The organism is Amphritea sp. 1_MG-2023, from assembly GCF_030547545.1.
Classification (GTDB): Bacteria; Pseudomonadota; Gammaproteobacteria; order Pseudomonadales; family Balneatricaceae; genus Amphritea.
The window spans coordinates 1-13,565 of the sequence record NZ_JAUOQE010000021.1; the positions used below are offsets into that span (position 1 = coordinate 1).

General features: G+C 47.5%; 13 protein-coding genes. 7 read left to right on the top strand and 6 right to left on the bottom strand.

Annotated elements, in window-relative coordinates; genetic code table 11:
- The first annotated feature begins 449 nt into the window (after positions 1-449).
- The 5 genes from Q4488_RS11940 (at position 450) to Q4488_RS11960 (ending at position 6,596) form a co-directional block, all read left to right on the top strand.
- Positions 450-1,337, top strand: a complete 888-nt coding sequence (locus Q4488_RS11940) for a hypothetical protein (RefSeq protein WP_303580706.1) — start codon at positions 450-452, stop codon at positions 1,335-1,337.
- 211 nt (positions 1,338-1,548) lie between these two features.
- Complete coding sequence (thpR, locus tag Q4488_RS11945) at positions 1,549-2,109, top strand: RNA 2',3'-cyclic phosphodiesterase (protein WP_303580707.1); 561 nt, start codon at positions 1,549-1,551, stop codon at positions 2,107-2,109.
- A gap of 37 nt (positions 2,110-2,146) precedes the next feature.
- Positions 2,147-3,508, top strand: coding sequence for a tRNA 5-hydroxyuridine modification protein YegQ (gene yegQ / locus Q4488_RS11950; protein WP_303580708.1), 1,362 nt, complete (start codon positions 2,147-2,149; stop codon positions 3,506-3,508).
- A 327-nt stretch (positions 3,509-3,835) separates the two neighbouring features.
- A complete protein-coding gene (locus tag Q4488_RS11955; RefSeq protein WP_303580709.1) occupies positions 3,836-4,699 on the top strand; it encodes a prenyltransferase in 864 nt (287 codons plus the stop codon).
- A gap of 391 nt (positions 4,700-5,090) precedes the next feature.
- The gene (locus tag Q4488_RS11960; protein ID WP_303580710.1) at positions 5,091-6,596 is read left to right on the top strand and encodes a fumarate hydratase; all 1,506 of its coding nucleotides are present in this window, start codon (positions 5,091-5,093) and stop codon (positions 6,594-6,596) included.
- 329 nt (positions 6,597-6,925) lie between these two features.
- Here the strand turns inward: Q4488_RS11960 and Q4488_RS11965 are convergent, their stop codons facing one another.
- Positions 6,926-7,255: a hypothetical protein gene (locus Q4488_RS11965; protein WP_303580711.1), complete on the bottom strand. Its 330-nt coding sequence runs from the start codon at positions 7,253-7,255 to the stop codon at positions 6,926-6,928.
- Between the two features lie 164 nt (positions 7,256-7,419).
- On the opposite strand from Q4488_RS11965, the gene Q4488_RS11970 reads away from it, so the two are divergent.
- Entirely contained in the window at positions 7,420-7,863 is a 444-nt protein-coding gene (locus Q4488_RS11970) for a flavodoxin domain-containing protein (protein WP_303580712.1), read from the top strand.
- 25 nt (positions 7,864-7,888) lie between these two features.
- Here the strand turns inward: Q4488_RS11970 and Q4488_RS11975 are convergent, their stop codons facing one another.
- The 5 genes from Q4488_RS11975 to Q4488_RS11995 form a co-directional block, all read right to left on the bottom strand.
- Positions 7,889-8,599, bottom strand: coding sequence for a sulfatase-like hydrolase/transferase (locus tag Q4488_RS11975; protein WP_368411574.1), 711 nt, complete (start codon positions 8,597-8,599; stop codon positions 7,889-7,891).
- A gap of 288 nt (positions 8,600-8,887) precedes the next feature.
- Positions 8,888-9,625, bottom strand: a complete 738-nt coding sequence (gene nfsA / locus Q4488_RS11980; protein WP_303580713.1) for an oxygen-insensitive NADPH nitroreductase — start codon at positions 9,623-9,625, stop codon at positions 8,888-8,890.
- Between the two features lie 3 nt (positions 9,626-9,628).
- The gene (locus tag Q4488_RS11985) at positions 9,629-10,231 is read right to left on the bottom strand and encodes an alpha-ketoglutarate-dependent dioxygenase AlkB (RefSeq protein WP_303580714.1); all 603 of its coding nucleotides are present in this window, start codon (positions 10,229-10,231) and stop codon (positions 9,629-9,631) included.
- Positions 10,228-11,112 carry a ribose-phosphate pyrophosphokinase gene (locus tag Q4488_RS11990; RefSeq protein WP_303580715.1) on the bottom strand — a complete coding sequence of 295 codons (885 nt, stop codon included), beginning with the start codon at positions 11,110-11,112 and terminating at the stop codon, positions 10,228-10,230. Before Q4488_RS11990 ends, Q4488_RS11985 begins: the two co-directional genes overlap by 4 nt.
- A gap of 24 nt (positions 11,113-11,136) precedes the next feature.
- Positions 11,137-12,663, bottom strand: coding sequence for a thymidine phosphorylase family protein (locus Q4488_RS11995; RefSeq protein WP_303580716.1), 1,527 nt, complete (start codon positions 12,661-12,663; stop codon positions 11,137-11,139).
- A gap of 457 nt (positions 12,664-13,120) precedes the next feature.
- Here Q4488_RS11995 and Q4488_RS12000 point away from each other — a divergent pair, with 457 nt between their 5' ends.
- Positions 13,121-13,528 (top strand): CBS domain-containing protein, encoded by a 408-nt coding sequence (locus Q4488_RS12000; protein ID WP_303580717.1) that lies wholly within the window; start codon positions 13,121-13,123, stop codon positions 13,526-13,528.
- Positions 13,529-13,565 lie beyond the last annotated feature (37 nt).

Here is a 13,565-nt window from a genome sequence, read left to right on the forward strand (position 1 = left end):
TGCCTGTAACGGTTGCCTTGATCTCCAGCTTCTCTGTCAGCCAGAGGCGTAATTGACTTATTCGCACCTTCCCTAATGATCGGTTGTCGTGCTGGTTCGCGGATTAAGCGTTGAGATAAGTTCATATGCGCCACTATCTTGCTTGCGACGTTGGCCGGGATTTCAGCTGTAACGATGGTTGTGACTTCAGTCGTAACAGCAGCCGTAACAACAACTGTAACTACAGTGAGAAATAAAGTGGGGTTTTACTTCTTTTTGTAGACAAGCATGTCCATAAAAATCGAAACAGAGGCGATGACTGGGTAGGACAAGATTATCCCTCCTCAGTTAAGCGCTTCTTTGAAGAACGTCTTGTGTGTTGCAAAGGAGGTTTCTTTTGGCAAAAAAATGGCCGGATAGTGTAATATCGATAAATATCAACTGAATATTGGTTTTATAGAGAGTCTTGCATGCGTGATCAGGATAGAGATCTAGAGCTTCCGAATTTTGGTCCGGCGGAACGAGAGCCGATGATGAGTCCTTCGAATGGTCAGCCTTCGATAGCATCGACGCAACAACCTGGGGTTAAAAGCTCGGGTAGTAATCTGCTCAGCTATCTGATTATTTTACTATTGGCGACGGCGGTGGGCGGTTTGGCTTACTGGGGTTATTTGCAGCATCAGCAGTTGCAAGCCTTGCAAGCGGATCGTATCAATATCGATAAGAAAATCGTGGAGTTGCAGCAGTTGTTTTTGGTGGCGGGCAATAGTGCGGCACAAACCGGTGAAACATTACAGAGTCAAGTAGAGAAGCAGGCGGCAACAACGCAGCAACAATTTACGCAGTTAAATGATGACGTCGCTAAGACTGCGTCTGAAATTGCTAAGCTATGGGTGATCGCTCATCAACGTAATACGCCTAAAATTGCTGAATTAGACACACAACTCAAGGGGGCGTTATCGCAACTTGAGACACAGACGAAGTCGTTGAGTGATCTTAATCGTCATCTGCTGAAGCTCGATAAACAGTTGAGCGTTGCGGCAGATAAAGACAGCGATAAGCAACAGCAGATTGTGGCGATTCGACAGAGCAGCGCAGCATTGAGTACCGAGTTTCAGATATTAGCGGAGTCGCTTGAGCGTCAGCAGGCAGAGCAGGGTAAAAGCTTAGCCGCGCTGGCTAAGCAGGTGAGTACTCTAAAAAGTGGACAGGGCAGTGCTGCCGCGCTTGAACGACGGGTTCGAGTGAATGAGCAAGCGGTGAAAGCGATTGATGGTTCTCGCTTACAGGTCAATAAAGAATTACTGCACATACGTCAGAAGCTGAATAATTTACAATTGAAGATTGAGCGGCTATAAGTTGAATGACGTTAAAAGTTATGAAAAGCCGATGATTAAGGCTGAGGGCGGCGTTGATGCTCGCGGCAATACAGGGATTACCCTTACGCAGCAGGTGTTGCAACACGCTTGAATAAAAAATGTTGCTTTTTTATACAGGTTAGTGATTGCGATCCCTCGGCGGGACGGGCAAAATAGTCAGTCATTTTTTGACGAGGAAGACAGCGCTTTAATGGAAATTCGTGCATTTTTTGCGCTGGCCCTGCCGGGTTCTGTGGCCCGATGGTTGGCAGATTACGCTGATACGTTGTGTCAGTATGACAAGCAGATTGAGGTTAACTGGGTCGATGCTGAATTCTATCATCTGACGTTGTGCTTTCTGGGTGATATCTCTCTCGAACAGATTGATCAATTAGAAGGTATCGCGCGCCATAAACTGTCAGATGTGAGCTCGTTTCAAGTACACATCAATACGGTTGGGTATTACCCTGTGAGTCAGCAGCTATCGGTGATTGCGGCCATGGGGCAGGAAGATGAAGAGCTGAATAGTCTTAATCGAGGGATGATGGAGATTGCGTTAGAGGCCGGTATCGAGTTTAAAGAAGAAGACTTTGAACCTCATATTACGTTGGGTCGTCTGCCCGCCAAAAATAAGTTTGTACCGCCACCCGAGTGGCCGTCACTGGATCTCTTCAGCTTGGCCGATTCAGTGATTCTGTTTCAAAGTAAACCGGGTGAGCGTGGTTCGATATACACACCGCTGTTTGAAATTCCCTTGCAGGATATGGCTTGAGCCAACTGTAAAATCTAAATTATCAATGTAGTGAATCATGTTTAAACCAGAACTCCTTTCGCCAGCAGGCACGCTGCGCAATATGAAATACGCTTTTGCTTACGGTGCCGATGCGGTATATGCCGGACAGCCTCGTTATAGCTTGCGTGTACGTAATAATGATTTCAATTTGGATAACCTGCGTGAGGGCATTCAAATTGCTCATGGGCAGGGGAAAAAGCTGTATGTGGCCAGTAATATCATGCCACATAATAGTAAGTTGAAAACTTACATTGATGATCTGAGACCGGTCATCGAGATGGGCCCTGATGCCCTGATTATGTCTGATCCGGGATTGATTTTGATGGTAAAAGAGCAATGGCCAGATGTACCTATTCATCTGTCTGTGCAGAGCAATACCATGAACTGGGCGAGTGTTAAATTTTGGCATCAGGCGGGGATCGAGCGGATCATTATGTCTCGTGAACTCTCCCTCGATGAAATTGCCGAGATTCGTGAGAAATGCCCCGAGATCGAGCTAGAAGTGTTTGTCCACGGTTCACTCTGTATCGCTTATTCGGGTCGCTGTTTGTTATCCGGTTATATTAATCATCGTGATCCTAATCAGGGCACCTGCACCAACTCTTGTCGTTGGAAATATGATGCCCATGAAGCGACTCAGAGTGATAACGGCGATCTAATTCCGGTACAGACATTTGATCCTAATGAGGCGGCAAAGCCGGCCTTGGGAGAAGGTGAGCCCACCAATAAAATGTACTTGCTGCAAGAAGAAACCCGTCCGGGTGAGTATATGCCGGCGTTTGAAGATGAACACGGTACCTATATTATGAATTCGAAAGACCTGCGGGCGATTCAGCATGTTCATCGGCTGACAGAGATGGGGGTTCATTCACTCAAAATCGAAGGGCGGACCAAATCACACTACTATGTGGCGCGGACGGCTCAGGCCTATCGTAAAGCGATTGATGATGCGGTCGCGGGGCGTCCGTTTGATATGGGATTAATGGATACCTTAGAAAATCTAGCGAACCGAGGTTATACCGAAGGTTTCTATCGTCGTCACGTACATGATGAATATCAAAATTATGAAACCGGCAACTCCGTCGGCGTGCATCAGCAGTTTGTTGGTGAAGTAATCGGTCAGGACAAGCAAAAAGGTACTTTGGATATCGAAGTGAAGAATCGCTTTATGGTGGGAGATACACTGGAATTGATGACGCCATCGGGTAATCGTAAATTCAAGCTCGAACATCTCGAAAACTTAAAGGGTGAAGTCAAAGATTGTGCGCCGGGTTCTGGCCATAAAGTACGCTTGCCTCTAGATATCGATGTGGATCTAGATTATGCCTTACTGATGCGCGATCTCCCCAATGCGCCTAAGTTTGAAAGCGGCAACTAAAGGCTAAACGAGCTAAGGAAGGTGTGAATAAGTCCGTTATGTTCTCTGCGGACATGAGAATGGTTAGATACGCGAAAGCCAGTGCAGCGAAATGTCTGGACCTTTTCAAGCCGGCTGACAAAGTAGATGACCATTCTAATATCCGCCCTTCGAGGCTTTCAGAGAAGCAGGATCTCAGCGTTAACATTTTTCGACAACCAGTATGCCTGTAACGGTTGCCTTGATCTCCAGCTTCTCTGTAAGCCAGAGGCGTAATTGTCTTATTCGCACCTTCCCTAACAAAAGGTATCCGAAGATGCCTTTTTTTATGACTTTTTTAGATATGATATGAGTACTTTTGAAACAGGAATGTGGTTGAAGTTGATGCAACAGGATAAGTACTCACTGGGCCGTGCGTTGCGGCCTTTTTCATTTTCGGTGGCCTTGATTACCTGTTTAGTGGGTATCGTCAGTGCGGCATCACAGACCGACTTCAGTTATGTAGCAGCGGTTCTTATTCTATTGGGAGCGTTGTTGTTACAGGCGGGGGTTAATCTGATTAATGATCATGCCGATCTACAACACCTTAAGAGCAGCATTGCCCGAGCGCGGGTGGTGCGTAATTTCCGTATTGGCTTAACCTGTGTATTGCTGGCCGCGGTGGTTGGCATCTATCTGATCAGTTATGCGGGGCTAGGGCTGTTAGCGCTATTATTAGTCGGCTTGGCGGGTGCGCTAGGTTATACCGTCGAACCGGTTAACTTTAAGCGTCGCGGGCTGGCAGTGGTGTTAGTGTTTTGGCTGATGGGCGTGCTGATGGTGTGTGGCAGTTATTATATTTTAGCGGGCGAGATCAATTGGCTGATCTTTTGGCGCTCGGTGCCGGTGAGTCTAATCAGTTCATTGTTGTTATTGGCCAATGAGATCCGCGATATCGATAGTGATCGCGACGAGGGGATTCGTACTCTAAGCGTTAGATTAGGGCTGCGTCGTGCGCGCATGTTGTATGTATTGTTGCTGTTGAGTGTGATTGCCATCGCTACAACGCTCTGGAGTTTGGGGTTAATCGCTAATTTTTGGTGGTTGGCGAGTGCGCCAATCATCTGGCTATTATATAAGCAGCAGCTGGATGCGGCTGGTAGGGCTGCGTTGCCGCCGGCCAGTGGTCGCTTTTTTATGCTGTTTGGGCTGTTATACTGCCTTAGTTTGTAAATGAGATGCTGTGAGTGGTTTGGCCCTGTGCATGAGTGCGTCTCGGTTCGATCGACGTGAGGTACGCAAGGGGCATGTTAGCAGGCTACCTAAAGTACACACACTGACCGTCACAATGGTTATTTTTGCTAGCGAGGTATGCCCTCGTGACGAGAACCCTCAGCGCTATCCTTCACCTATTTTATACTAAGGCCGGACACCGCCAGTCGGTTAAATTAGTGTATAATTTCGCAGCACTATATCGAACGGCGTATAGAATTTACCAAGCGGCGTACAGAACAAGGTATAACGAGCTTGTGATTAGCGTGACACACAAGCTTTACTCAACATTGTTAAGGGTTACGCAGATAGCCCTCAACCTCGACCAGAGCCTGAAATTGCGGAGTCAATAATGAGCGTAATTCGCCAAGACGATTTCATCAGTAGCATTGCAGATTCACTGCAGTTTATCTCCTACTACCACCCGATTGATTTTATTCAGGGCGTGCATGAAGCCTATCTGAAGGAACAGAACCCCGCGGCGAAAGACGCGATGGCGCAGATCCTGATCAATTCGCGCATGTGTGCGGAAGGTAAGCGACCTATCTGTCAGGATACCGGTATTGTCACCGTGTTCGTGAAAGTGGGTATGAACGTCACCTGGGATGCACAGATGAACGTGACCGATATGATTAACGAAGGTGTTCGTCGCGCTTATACTCATCCTGATAACGTGCTGCGTGCATCTATTCTGGCTGATCCTGCCGGTAAGCGTCAGAACACTAAAGATAATACTCCAGCCGTTATTCACTACGAGATCGTCGAAGGTGACGAAGTTGAAGTGCATGTGGCAGCCAAGGGTGGCGGTTCGGAAAACAAATCGAAGATGGTGATGCTGAACCCATCGGACAGTATCGTTGACTGGGTCGTGAAAACAGTACCCACCATGGGGGCGGGTTGGTGTCCACCGGGTATGCTGGGTATCGGTATTGGTGGTACCGCAGAAAAAGCGGCGGTGATGGCGAAAGAATCCCTGATGGATCCTATCGATATTCACGAACTGCGTGAACGTGGGCCGCAAAACCGAGTTGAAGAACTGCGTCTGGAAATCATGGATGCGGTGAATGGCCTCGGTATTGGTGCACAGGGGCTGGGTGGTCTAACAACCGTATTGGATGTGAAGATCATGGATTACCCAACCCACGCGGCATCATTACCGGTGTGTATGATTCCGAACTGTGCCGCGACTCGCCACACGCATTTCAAGCTGAATGGTAATGGTCCAGCGGTACTGACACCGCCAAGCTTGGATCAGTGGCCTGAAGTGACCTTTGAGGTCGGCTCTAATACGCGCCGTGTTGATCTGGATACTCTCACGCCAGAGGATGTCTTGAGCTGGGAACCCGGTGAAACAGTGCTGCTGAACGGTAAAATGCTGACCGGTCGTGATGCGGCGCATAAACGTATGGTTGAGATGCTTAACAAGGGTGAAACTCTGCCGGTTGATCTGAAAGGGCGCTTTATCTATTACGTGGGTCCTGTTGATCCCGTACGTGATGAAATTGTAGGGCCTGCAGGCCCTACCACAGCCACACGGATGGATAAATTTACCCGTCAGATCATCGAAAGCACCGGTCTGTTGGGAATGATTGGTAAATCCGAACGTGGCCCTATTGCGATCGATGCTATTCGTGATAATAAAGCGGTTTATCTGATGGCTGTTGGCGGCGCGGCTTACCTCGTTTCTAAAGCGATCACTGATGCGAAAGTATTGGCCTTCCCAGAGATGGGCATGGAAGCGATCTATGAGTTTGAAGTGAAAGATATGCCGGTCACAGTGGCGGTGGATAGTAATGGTGTATCTGTGCATAACACCGGTCCAGCCAAATGGAAGAAGATTATTGCTGAACAGGTCTGATCGTTAATCTGCTTGACTAAACGCGGCTTCGGTCGCGTTTTTTGTGTCCATCAGACGCGAGAGTCGATTGTTAGTCGGTGGACTAAAATCAGCTTACCTGATGTTGAGAGTCATCTCAGAGTTTGCCGCCTTCGCCGACTGATTAGTAGGCGGTTGATGTAATCACGTTGATGTCAGACACTCGGCAGCCAATCAGTATTCTTATCCGATTCACTGAACAATCTTGTCAGATAGAACGTAGCTGAAGATGTTGCAGTCAGCGGGCATCATACCCGCTGTTGCTTTGTCGGGCGTCACGACTGGACGCGAATACACAATGGTAGTCCTGATCAGGCACATTTAGTGGCTTGGTTGAGGCGGTTTTTAATTGCCATATAGCGGGGCATCGGACCAATATCCTCGTAAACGGGATCGCCTTCTTCAACGCGGATGATTTTATTACCCGCTCGGTATGGCATCTTCTCTTCGATATCGAGTAAAACGGTATGCAGTAATTGTGCAACAAGTTCTTCATCAGAGAGATGAAACAGCTCAGCTAAGGCCTGAACCTTTAGTTTGTCCTCTTTTTTGATTGCAACATTACAATCAATCAACTGACTCTTTTCAATCGATTGCTCTTCCAGTGTGTTCAGAAGATGGGCCACATGGTTATTTGGCATGGTCTTGTTCCCCTTTTTATACTGTCCTATATAACATAGTTGACAGAAATAGTTGGGTAAATGCTGAATTCAAAAAATCAACGTATTACCGGCGGTTGGTTTTCATTACTATATAGCGGCAATATGACTTTAAACTGAATGTTTGAATTAACTGAGAGGGAAAAATGGCTGAAATTCGGGTGGTAGTAGGGTCAACCTATGGTAATGCGAGCCTAATAGCAGACGATTGCGTAGATCAACTGAAGCGGCTGGGCCATCAGGCAGTCTTATTGAATGAGCCGACCTATGATCAGGTTATCAGTAACCCCGATGTCATTCTTATTTGTACGGCGACGATTGGGCAGGGTGAAGTGCCGGTTAATTTACAGCCGCTTTATGAGGCATTAAGCGCACGAAGGCCGGATCTCTCTGCCGTTCGCTTCGGCCTTATCGCGTTGGGCGATAGTTCATATGAAACGTTTGCCGAAGGTGGCAAACAGATGAACGAACTGATGCATGATCTGGGTGCCAAACCCGTGGGACAGGCATTATTTATAGATAGCTGTGAAACGCCAGATCCAGATGAAGCGGCGGCGGAATGGATTGATCAGTGGTCCGTCAAACTGTAGTGCTTAGCTAGGCCATCGGCGGGCGCTAGTCCGCCTTTTTTAAAGGCGCATCACTTTTGATGACTTTATCGTAATTCCTTCCATAGACGATTCTCTCCCTTGGTTGATACTGATTTGAAAACAGGTTTTTACGTGCATTAATAATGTCGCTGTCTATCGACATTAAGCTAAGGGCGTAGTGGAAAAACTGGTCCAACATGGCGGGTTGTGAGCGGTTGTCTTTTAGGGTTTCTATCTTTTTCGTATTGGTTTGTAGATATTGGTCTGAAAACCAAGTGATAAAGGGAATTTCTACCATCGCGGGAGTGATGTTGTTGGGTCGATGTCCTTTAAAGTCAATGCTGTTGAAGACCTCTTCGCCATGATCCGATATATAGGTCAGGCTATAGAGCCCTGCGGACTCCTTAGCTTGATCTGACAATTTTTTAATCGCCGTGTTGATAATCGTATCACTGAATAGGATGGTATTGTCATAGCTGTTGAGAAAGTTTTTTTGTGTAGATGTCGGCGCTGAGGAATACGAATAATAAGGGCCATCACTAAATTGCTTAAATTCTTCAGGATAGCGTTTGTCATATTTCAGGTGGCTACCCATAAGGTGGATAAAAATAGCTTTCTTTTTGGCCGATGATTGTAATGCTAAGCTCAATTTGGGCAGAACTAGGTTATCAAATCGATGGGTTTCGTTACCGTAAAGGTCATTGCTAATGAATCCCCGTAACCGTGAGTAATGAATAGGATTTACTCAATTAACGATACATGGATAACGCAGCGATTTAACGGTGTGGTTGTTATGTTCCCTAAGCACGACTCAAATCATGTAAAGCCTGAGCTGCGGTAGAGGTCAACGCGGAGAAACGTTATAGGGTCAACAGCAAGCTGTTAGTTCACTATGGCGAGCCTGTAAATAAAATAGCGCGGGTTGAACGTCAATTTATTAATTAGTGTATTTGAGCGTATACGGGCCTGCCGCGAACTCGCGATCAGGCCCTATTAAATGCGGAAATTATCAGCCTAATTTATATTATTTAAGTAAAAAGCCTTTCTCTTTCAGAAAGTTGAGCATATGGGGGCGGGCTTCTTTCACCAGCATGCCGGACATCTGTTCACTCCAAGTCATCTCTTTGTTACCGCCGGTGCGAGTTTGATAGTATTCGCGTACGGATTTGTCATATTCGGCGATGCTGTCCTGATTACCCTTGTCATTATAGTTATCTTGTTTGAGTACGATATCGATGGGTAAGCGAGGTTTTACTTCGGGATTTTGATCTGGGTAGCCTAAGCATAGGCCGAAGACCGGGTAGACCAGTTCGGGAAGCTCCAATAGTTCGGATACTCGTGCGATCTGATTACGAATACCGCCGATGTAAGCGGCTCCCATACCGAGAGATTCTGCCGCCACAACGACGTTTTGTGCGAACAGAGCAACATCAACGGTGGCGGTAATGAATTGTTCAGTAAAGCCGGCTTTCATCTCGGCATCGTTCATCTCACAGGCCAGATTAAGGCGCTGCATATCGGCACAAAAGACTAGAAAAACAGGGGCTTCGCCGACATAGACTTGACCACCGGAACACTCAACGAGCTGACTACGGGTAGCTTGATCATTGACTTGAATCACCGTGCAGGCTTGAATAAAACTGGAGGTGGCAGCGGCTTGTCCAGCTTGAATTAATGCCTTCAGCGTTTCTTGTGGAATAGGTTGATCAGTGAATTTACGGATTGATCGGTGACTGTTCAATTGTTCAATAACGGCGTTCATCGGTTATTCCATCTGCATATCAGGGTTGAGGGTATGCCGGAAGGTCAAATTAATGCGTCCTTCTAGCGGCCGATTGGTTTTTGGCACACTGTGATGCCAGTAATGTTGTAACTGACTCGCCATTATCAACAGAGAACCATTATTGAGCAAGTGTTCTTGTCGAGTAATGGTGTTGTCGTAGCGATGACGCAGTAAAAAACGCCGCACTTGACCTAAGCTCACCGAGGCAATCACCGGATTTGTGCCTAGTTCCGCTTCATCATCACTATGCCAGCCCATGCTATCTTGACCGTTGCGATAATAATTAATCAGTACAGAATTAAACGGCTGCTGACTAAACGCTTCGATACGTTGCCTGATCTCGTTGATGCACGGATGCCAGGGCTCTGTTTGCAAGGTTAATCCAGAATAGCGATAGCGTATCCCAGGCTCGCCTTGAAAGCATTGTAACCGTGGAATACTCACTTGTTTACCAAACATACGGATGTTGGGTTGCTGCCAGTGAAGCTCGTTGACAAGGGTTTGATAGAGTTGTTGCGCACTCTGTGAATCGATAAAGTCGGGCTCTAGTATGAGCTCGCCTTGAGGCAGCAACACTCGACTCATCGGTCTAGCAGTGCTTGAGTAGCGATAGCTATCGCCGAGGCGATTTCAATCTGATTGCTAGGATGAGGAATACTGCGGCTAGTAATCACCTCGGCAACGTCTTTAAGTTGTGGATAAGCCTCTGCGGCAAAGATGCCGTGTACAGCAATGCAGGTGGTGCGAGGCATTCCAGCATTGTGTAAATGGGTGATGGTCTCCTGCATGGTACGGCCGCTAGAGATAATATCATCGACTAATACCGGGGTATGCTGACGCCAGCGCTCAACATCTGGTAGGGTGACTTCCACATCATAATCACCACGGCGGATTTTATTTAACACTTGAAAGGGAGCATCCGCGAGCTTGGCAACCTGGGAAACCCACTGCTCACTTTCACTATCCGGACCGATCAGTAAGGGCTTAGAAATATGCTCTTTAATCCAGTCGGCAATCAGCGGGGCGGCATGTACCACCTGTGAAGGAATACTGTATATCTCATCGAGTGAATTATAGCGGTGTAGATGAGGATCGACGGTCACCAAAAAATCGACGCTTGCCGAGATCAGTTTGGCAAATGGCCGAGAACTCACACACTCACCGGCATGAAACTGTTTATCTTGACGCATATAGGCAAGATACGGTGTGATTAAACCGATTTGGCGCACCCCCATTTGGCGTAACGCATCGCAGAGGAGAATTAAGCGCAGGATTTTATTGTCCGGCTGATAGAGGTTACAAAAAATAACCACATCACGTCCTTGGCAATCCGTCAGCACCCGCAGATAGCTTTCATCATCAGGAAAGCGACGCAGCTCGATATCGCCGAGTTGGGCATTGAGTGCTTGACACAACTGAGTGGCTAGCGCCGGATCGGATTCTAGGTTTAGTAGAATAGTGTTCATCAATACTTCTCCTGAAGGGCTGCCTTAAGCGTTCTTTTCGGTGCTCAGATGGATAATGTCGGGATGGTTTTCCAAGTATTCGACGGCATAGTTGAGCTCGCCGGAACTTTCAGCATGAATGGTGAGTAAGGGATCGTGGATATTAACCTGCTGACCGACTTTTACATGAATCTCTAAGCCGGCGGACAAATCGATGGGGGCTCCGGCGAGCTTTGCGATCTGTGCTAAGCGTCGGTTATCGACTCGAGCAACAATGCCGTTTCTATCGGCCATCAACTTATATAAATAGTGAGCTTCGTCCGGTTGCTTCATACCGCCTTGCGCCACACAGATGGCGATAAACTTTTTCCACGCTTGGCCGCTTTCCAGCACCTGAGTCGCTTTATCGATACCACAGCCGGCCTCGACAGCGCCGGCCATTTCTAGCATGGTGGCGGCCATGGTTAAGGCTCGTTGTTTGAGGTCTTGAGGTGCATGAGCATTATTTTGCAGCACTGCGATCACATCTTTAGCCTCAAGCGCTGGCCCAATGCCGTTACCAACGGGTTGCGTACCATCGGTGTACAGGATTTGAATTTTAATGCCGAGTTGTTCGCCGACGGTGGTAAAAGAGGCGGCGAGTTTATCGGCTGCTTTTTGCGTCCGTACTTTGGCGGTAGGGCCGACAGGAATATCGATCAAGACATGGGTTGCGCCAGCGGCAATTTTTTTCGATAGTACCGAGGCAATCAACTGTCCTTCACTATCGATATCCAAAGCTCTTTCGACCTGAATCAAGATATCATCGGAAGGACTTAGGCGCACCGAACCACCCCAGGCGAGACAGGCTCCTTCCTGTTTGACCACTTGTTTCATCTGCTCCAAGGATAGGCTGACATCGGTCATGGTTTCCATCGTGTCAGCGGTGCCGGCAGGGGAGGTGATCGCGCGCGAGGAGGTTTTTGGCATGGTTAAGCCGCTGGCGGCTAAAATCGAGACCACAATGGGTGTCGTTCGGTTGCCCGGTAAGCCGCCGACACAGTGTTTATCGATCACCATTGGCTGGCCCCAATCGATACGGCTGCCAGAATCAATCATCGCTCGAGTCAGGGCTATAATTTCAGTATCACTGAGTTTGTCATCGCCACAGGCGGTGATGAATGAGGCAATATGTACATCGGCATAACGCCCATCAACAATATCGTTAATGATCTCTTGGAACTGCTGCTTATTAAGCGTATGACCGTAAACCTTGGCCCGCACATGGGATAGGGATTGCACGGGGCGAGGGTGAGATAGCCAGACATTATCATCATTATTTAACTGTAGCCTGAGCCAAGCGGATTCGGAAAAACCAATTTGTCCTCTGCGTAGCATTTCGCCGGTAATGATATTAAGCGTGGCAATAATCTTGCCGTGTTCAGTGTGCACGAGTACCCGTGATAGGGCTGAGAAACCTTCAGAGCGACACACAGGGCTATCCGCTCTGAGATAAATAATAGGTTCTTGACGGGTATCGATACCCAATCTGCGTGCCTGTAATGTGGTGGCTCGTTCTGGGGTGGAAATCATCTTTGCTTTGCTCCCCGTTCTGATGACAGAGACTTGCTTAGCTGCCAAGAAGAATGGTGTTTTTAGTGTGTTTATAACAGAGAAACGGATGATCTGTACATCGCCTCGTCATTTTTTGTTATCAACGCGAGGCGTCTCAATCGTAGGCTTGGCTGATGCTATTATTCATCAAGAGGTGTTGTGAGTGCGTTATTGTGATCAGTGATCCTCATCGATGCGGTAACGCGTGATGCAGCTACGCGATGTTAATCCTACAGTGAGCGTGAAGATAGGCATCGAGTCATTATTTTTATTTGCAGCATTATGTATCGTTACGGACTACTTTTACTGATGAGGTTGATATACGTCTAATGGACAGGACTAGAATGATGTGTGTTTCGCTGCCCTGAGCTAGACTAAAATGACAGCCGGAATGCCGGCTTGTATGATGATCTTATATCCGCTTGGAGGATTTTTAATGTTGCGATCTGTTAAAGCTAGCGATTATATGGCTGAACAACTCATTACTTTTACTCCTGAAACCGACCTGTTCGATGCGATAAATCAGTTGTTAAAGTACCGTATTAGCGGCGCGCCGGTACTCAATCAAGAGGGGCGATTGGTGGGTTTACTGTCTGAAGCCGATTGTTTAAAAGCGATTTTAACACTGACCTATCATGAAGAAGAGATGGGCGGTAGGGTTGGCGATTACATGTCCACTGACGTAGTGACGATTGCTCATGATGCCGACATTATTTCAGTGGCGGCGGAGTTTATTGGCAATAAAACACGTCGCTTGCCGGTATTAAACAATGGTAAACTCATCGGCCAGATCAGTCGCTGCGATGTATTACGTGCGGTTGGGCAATTTGCTCAGGATGGCTGATCCGGTTTGTATCGGGGCTGTTGAATTGTGTTTTTTA

Excerpts from the sequence above, each read along its gene's own strand:
- Q4488_RS11940 (WP_303580706.1), top strand. The coding sequence starts at position 450 with ATGCGTGATCAGGATAGAGATCTAGAGCTTCCGAATTTTGGTCCGGCG.
- thpR (WP_303580707.1), top strand. The coding sequence starts at position 1,549 with ATGGAAATTCGTGCATTTTTTGCGCTGGCCCTGCCGGGTTCTGTGGCC.
- yegQ (WP_303580708.1), top strand. The coding sequence starts at position 2,147 with ATGTTTAAACCAGAACTCCTTTCGCCAGCAGGCACGCTGCGCAATATG.
- Q4488_RS11955 (WP_303580709.1), top strand. The coding sequence starts at position 3,836 with ATGAGTACTTTTGAAACAGGAATGTGGTTGAAGTTGATGCAACAGGAT.
- Q4488_RS11960 (WP_303580710.1), top strand. The coding sequence starts at position 5,091 with ATGAGCGTAATTCGCCAAGACGATTTCATCAGTAGCATTGCAGATTCA.
- Q4488_RS11965 (WP_303580711.1), bottom strand. The coding sequence starts at position 7,255 with ATGCCAAATAACCATGTGGCCCATCTTCTGAACACACTGGAAGAGCAA.
- Q4488_RS11970 (WP_303580712.1), top strand. The coding sequence starts at position 7,420 with ATGGCTGAAATTCGGGTGGTAGTAGGGTCAACCTATGGTAATGCGAGC.
- nfsA (WP_303580713.1), bottom strand. The coding sequence starts at position 9,625 with ATGAACGCCGTTATTGAACAATTGAACAGTCACCGATCAATCCGTAAA.
- Q4488_RS11985 (WP_303580714.1), bottom strand. The coding sequence starts at position 10,231 with ATGAGTCGAGTGTTGCTGCCTCAAGGCGAGCTCATACTAGAGCCCGAC.
- Q4488_RS11990 (WP_303580715.1), bottom strand. The coding sequence starts at position 11,112 with ATGAACACTATTCTACTAAACCTAGAATCCGATCCGGCGCTAGCCACT.
- Q4488_RS11995 (WP_303580716.1), bottom strand. The coding sequence starts at position 12,663 with ATGATTTCCACCCCAGAACGAGCCACCACATTACAGGCACGCAGATTG.
- Q4488_RS12000 (WP_303580717.1), top strand. The coding sequence starts at position 13,121 with ATGTTGCGATCTGTTAAAGCTAGCGATTATATGGCTGAACAACTCATT.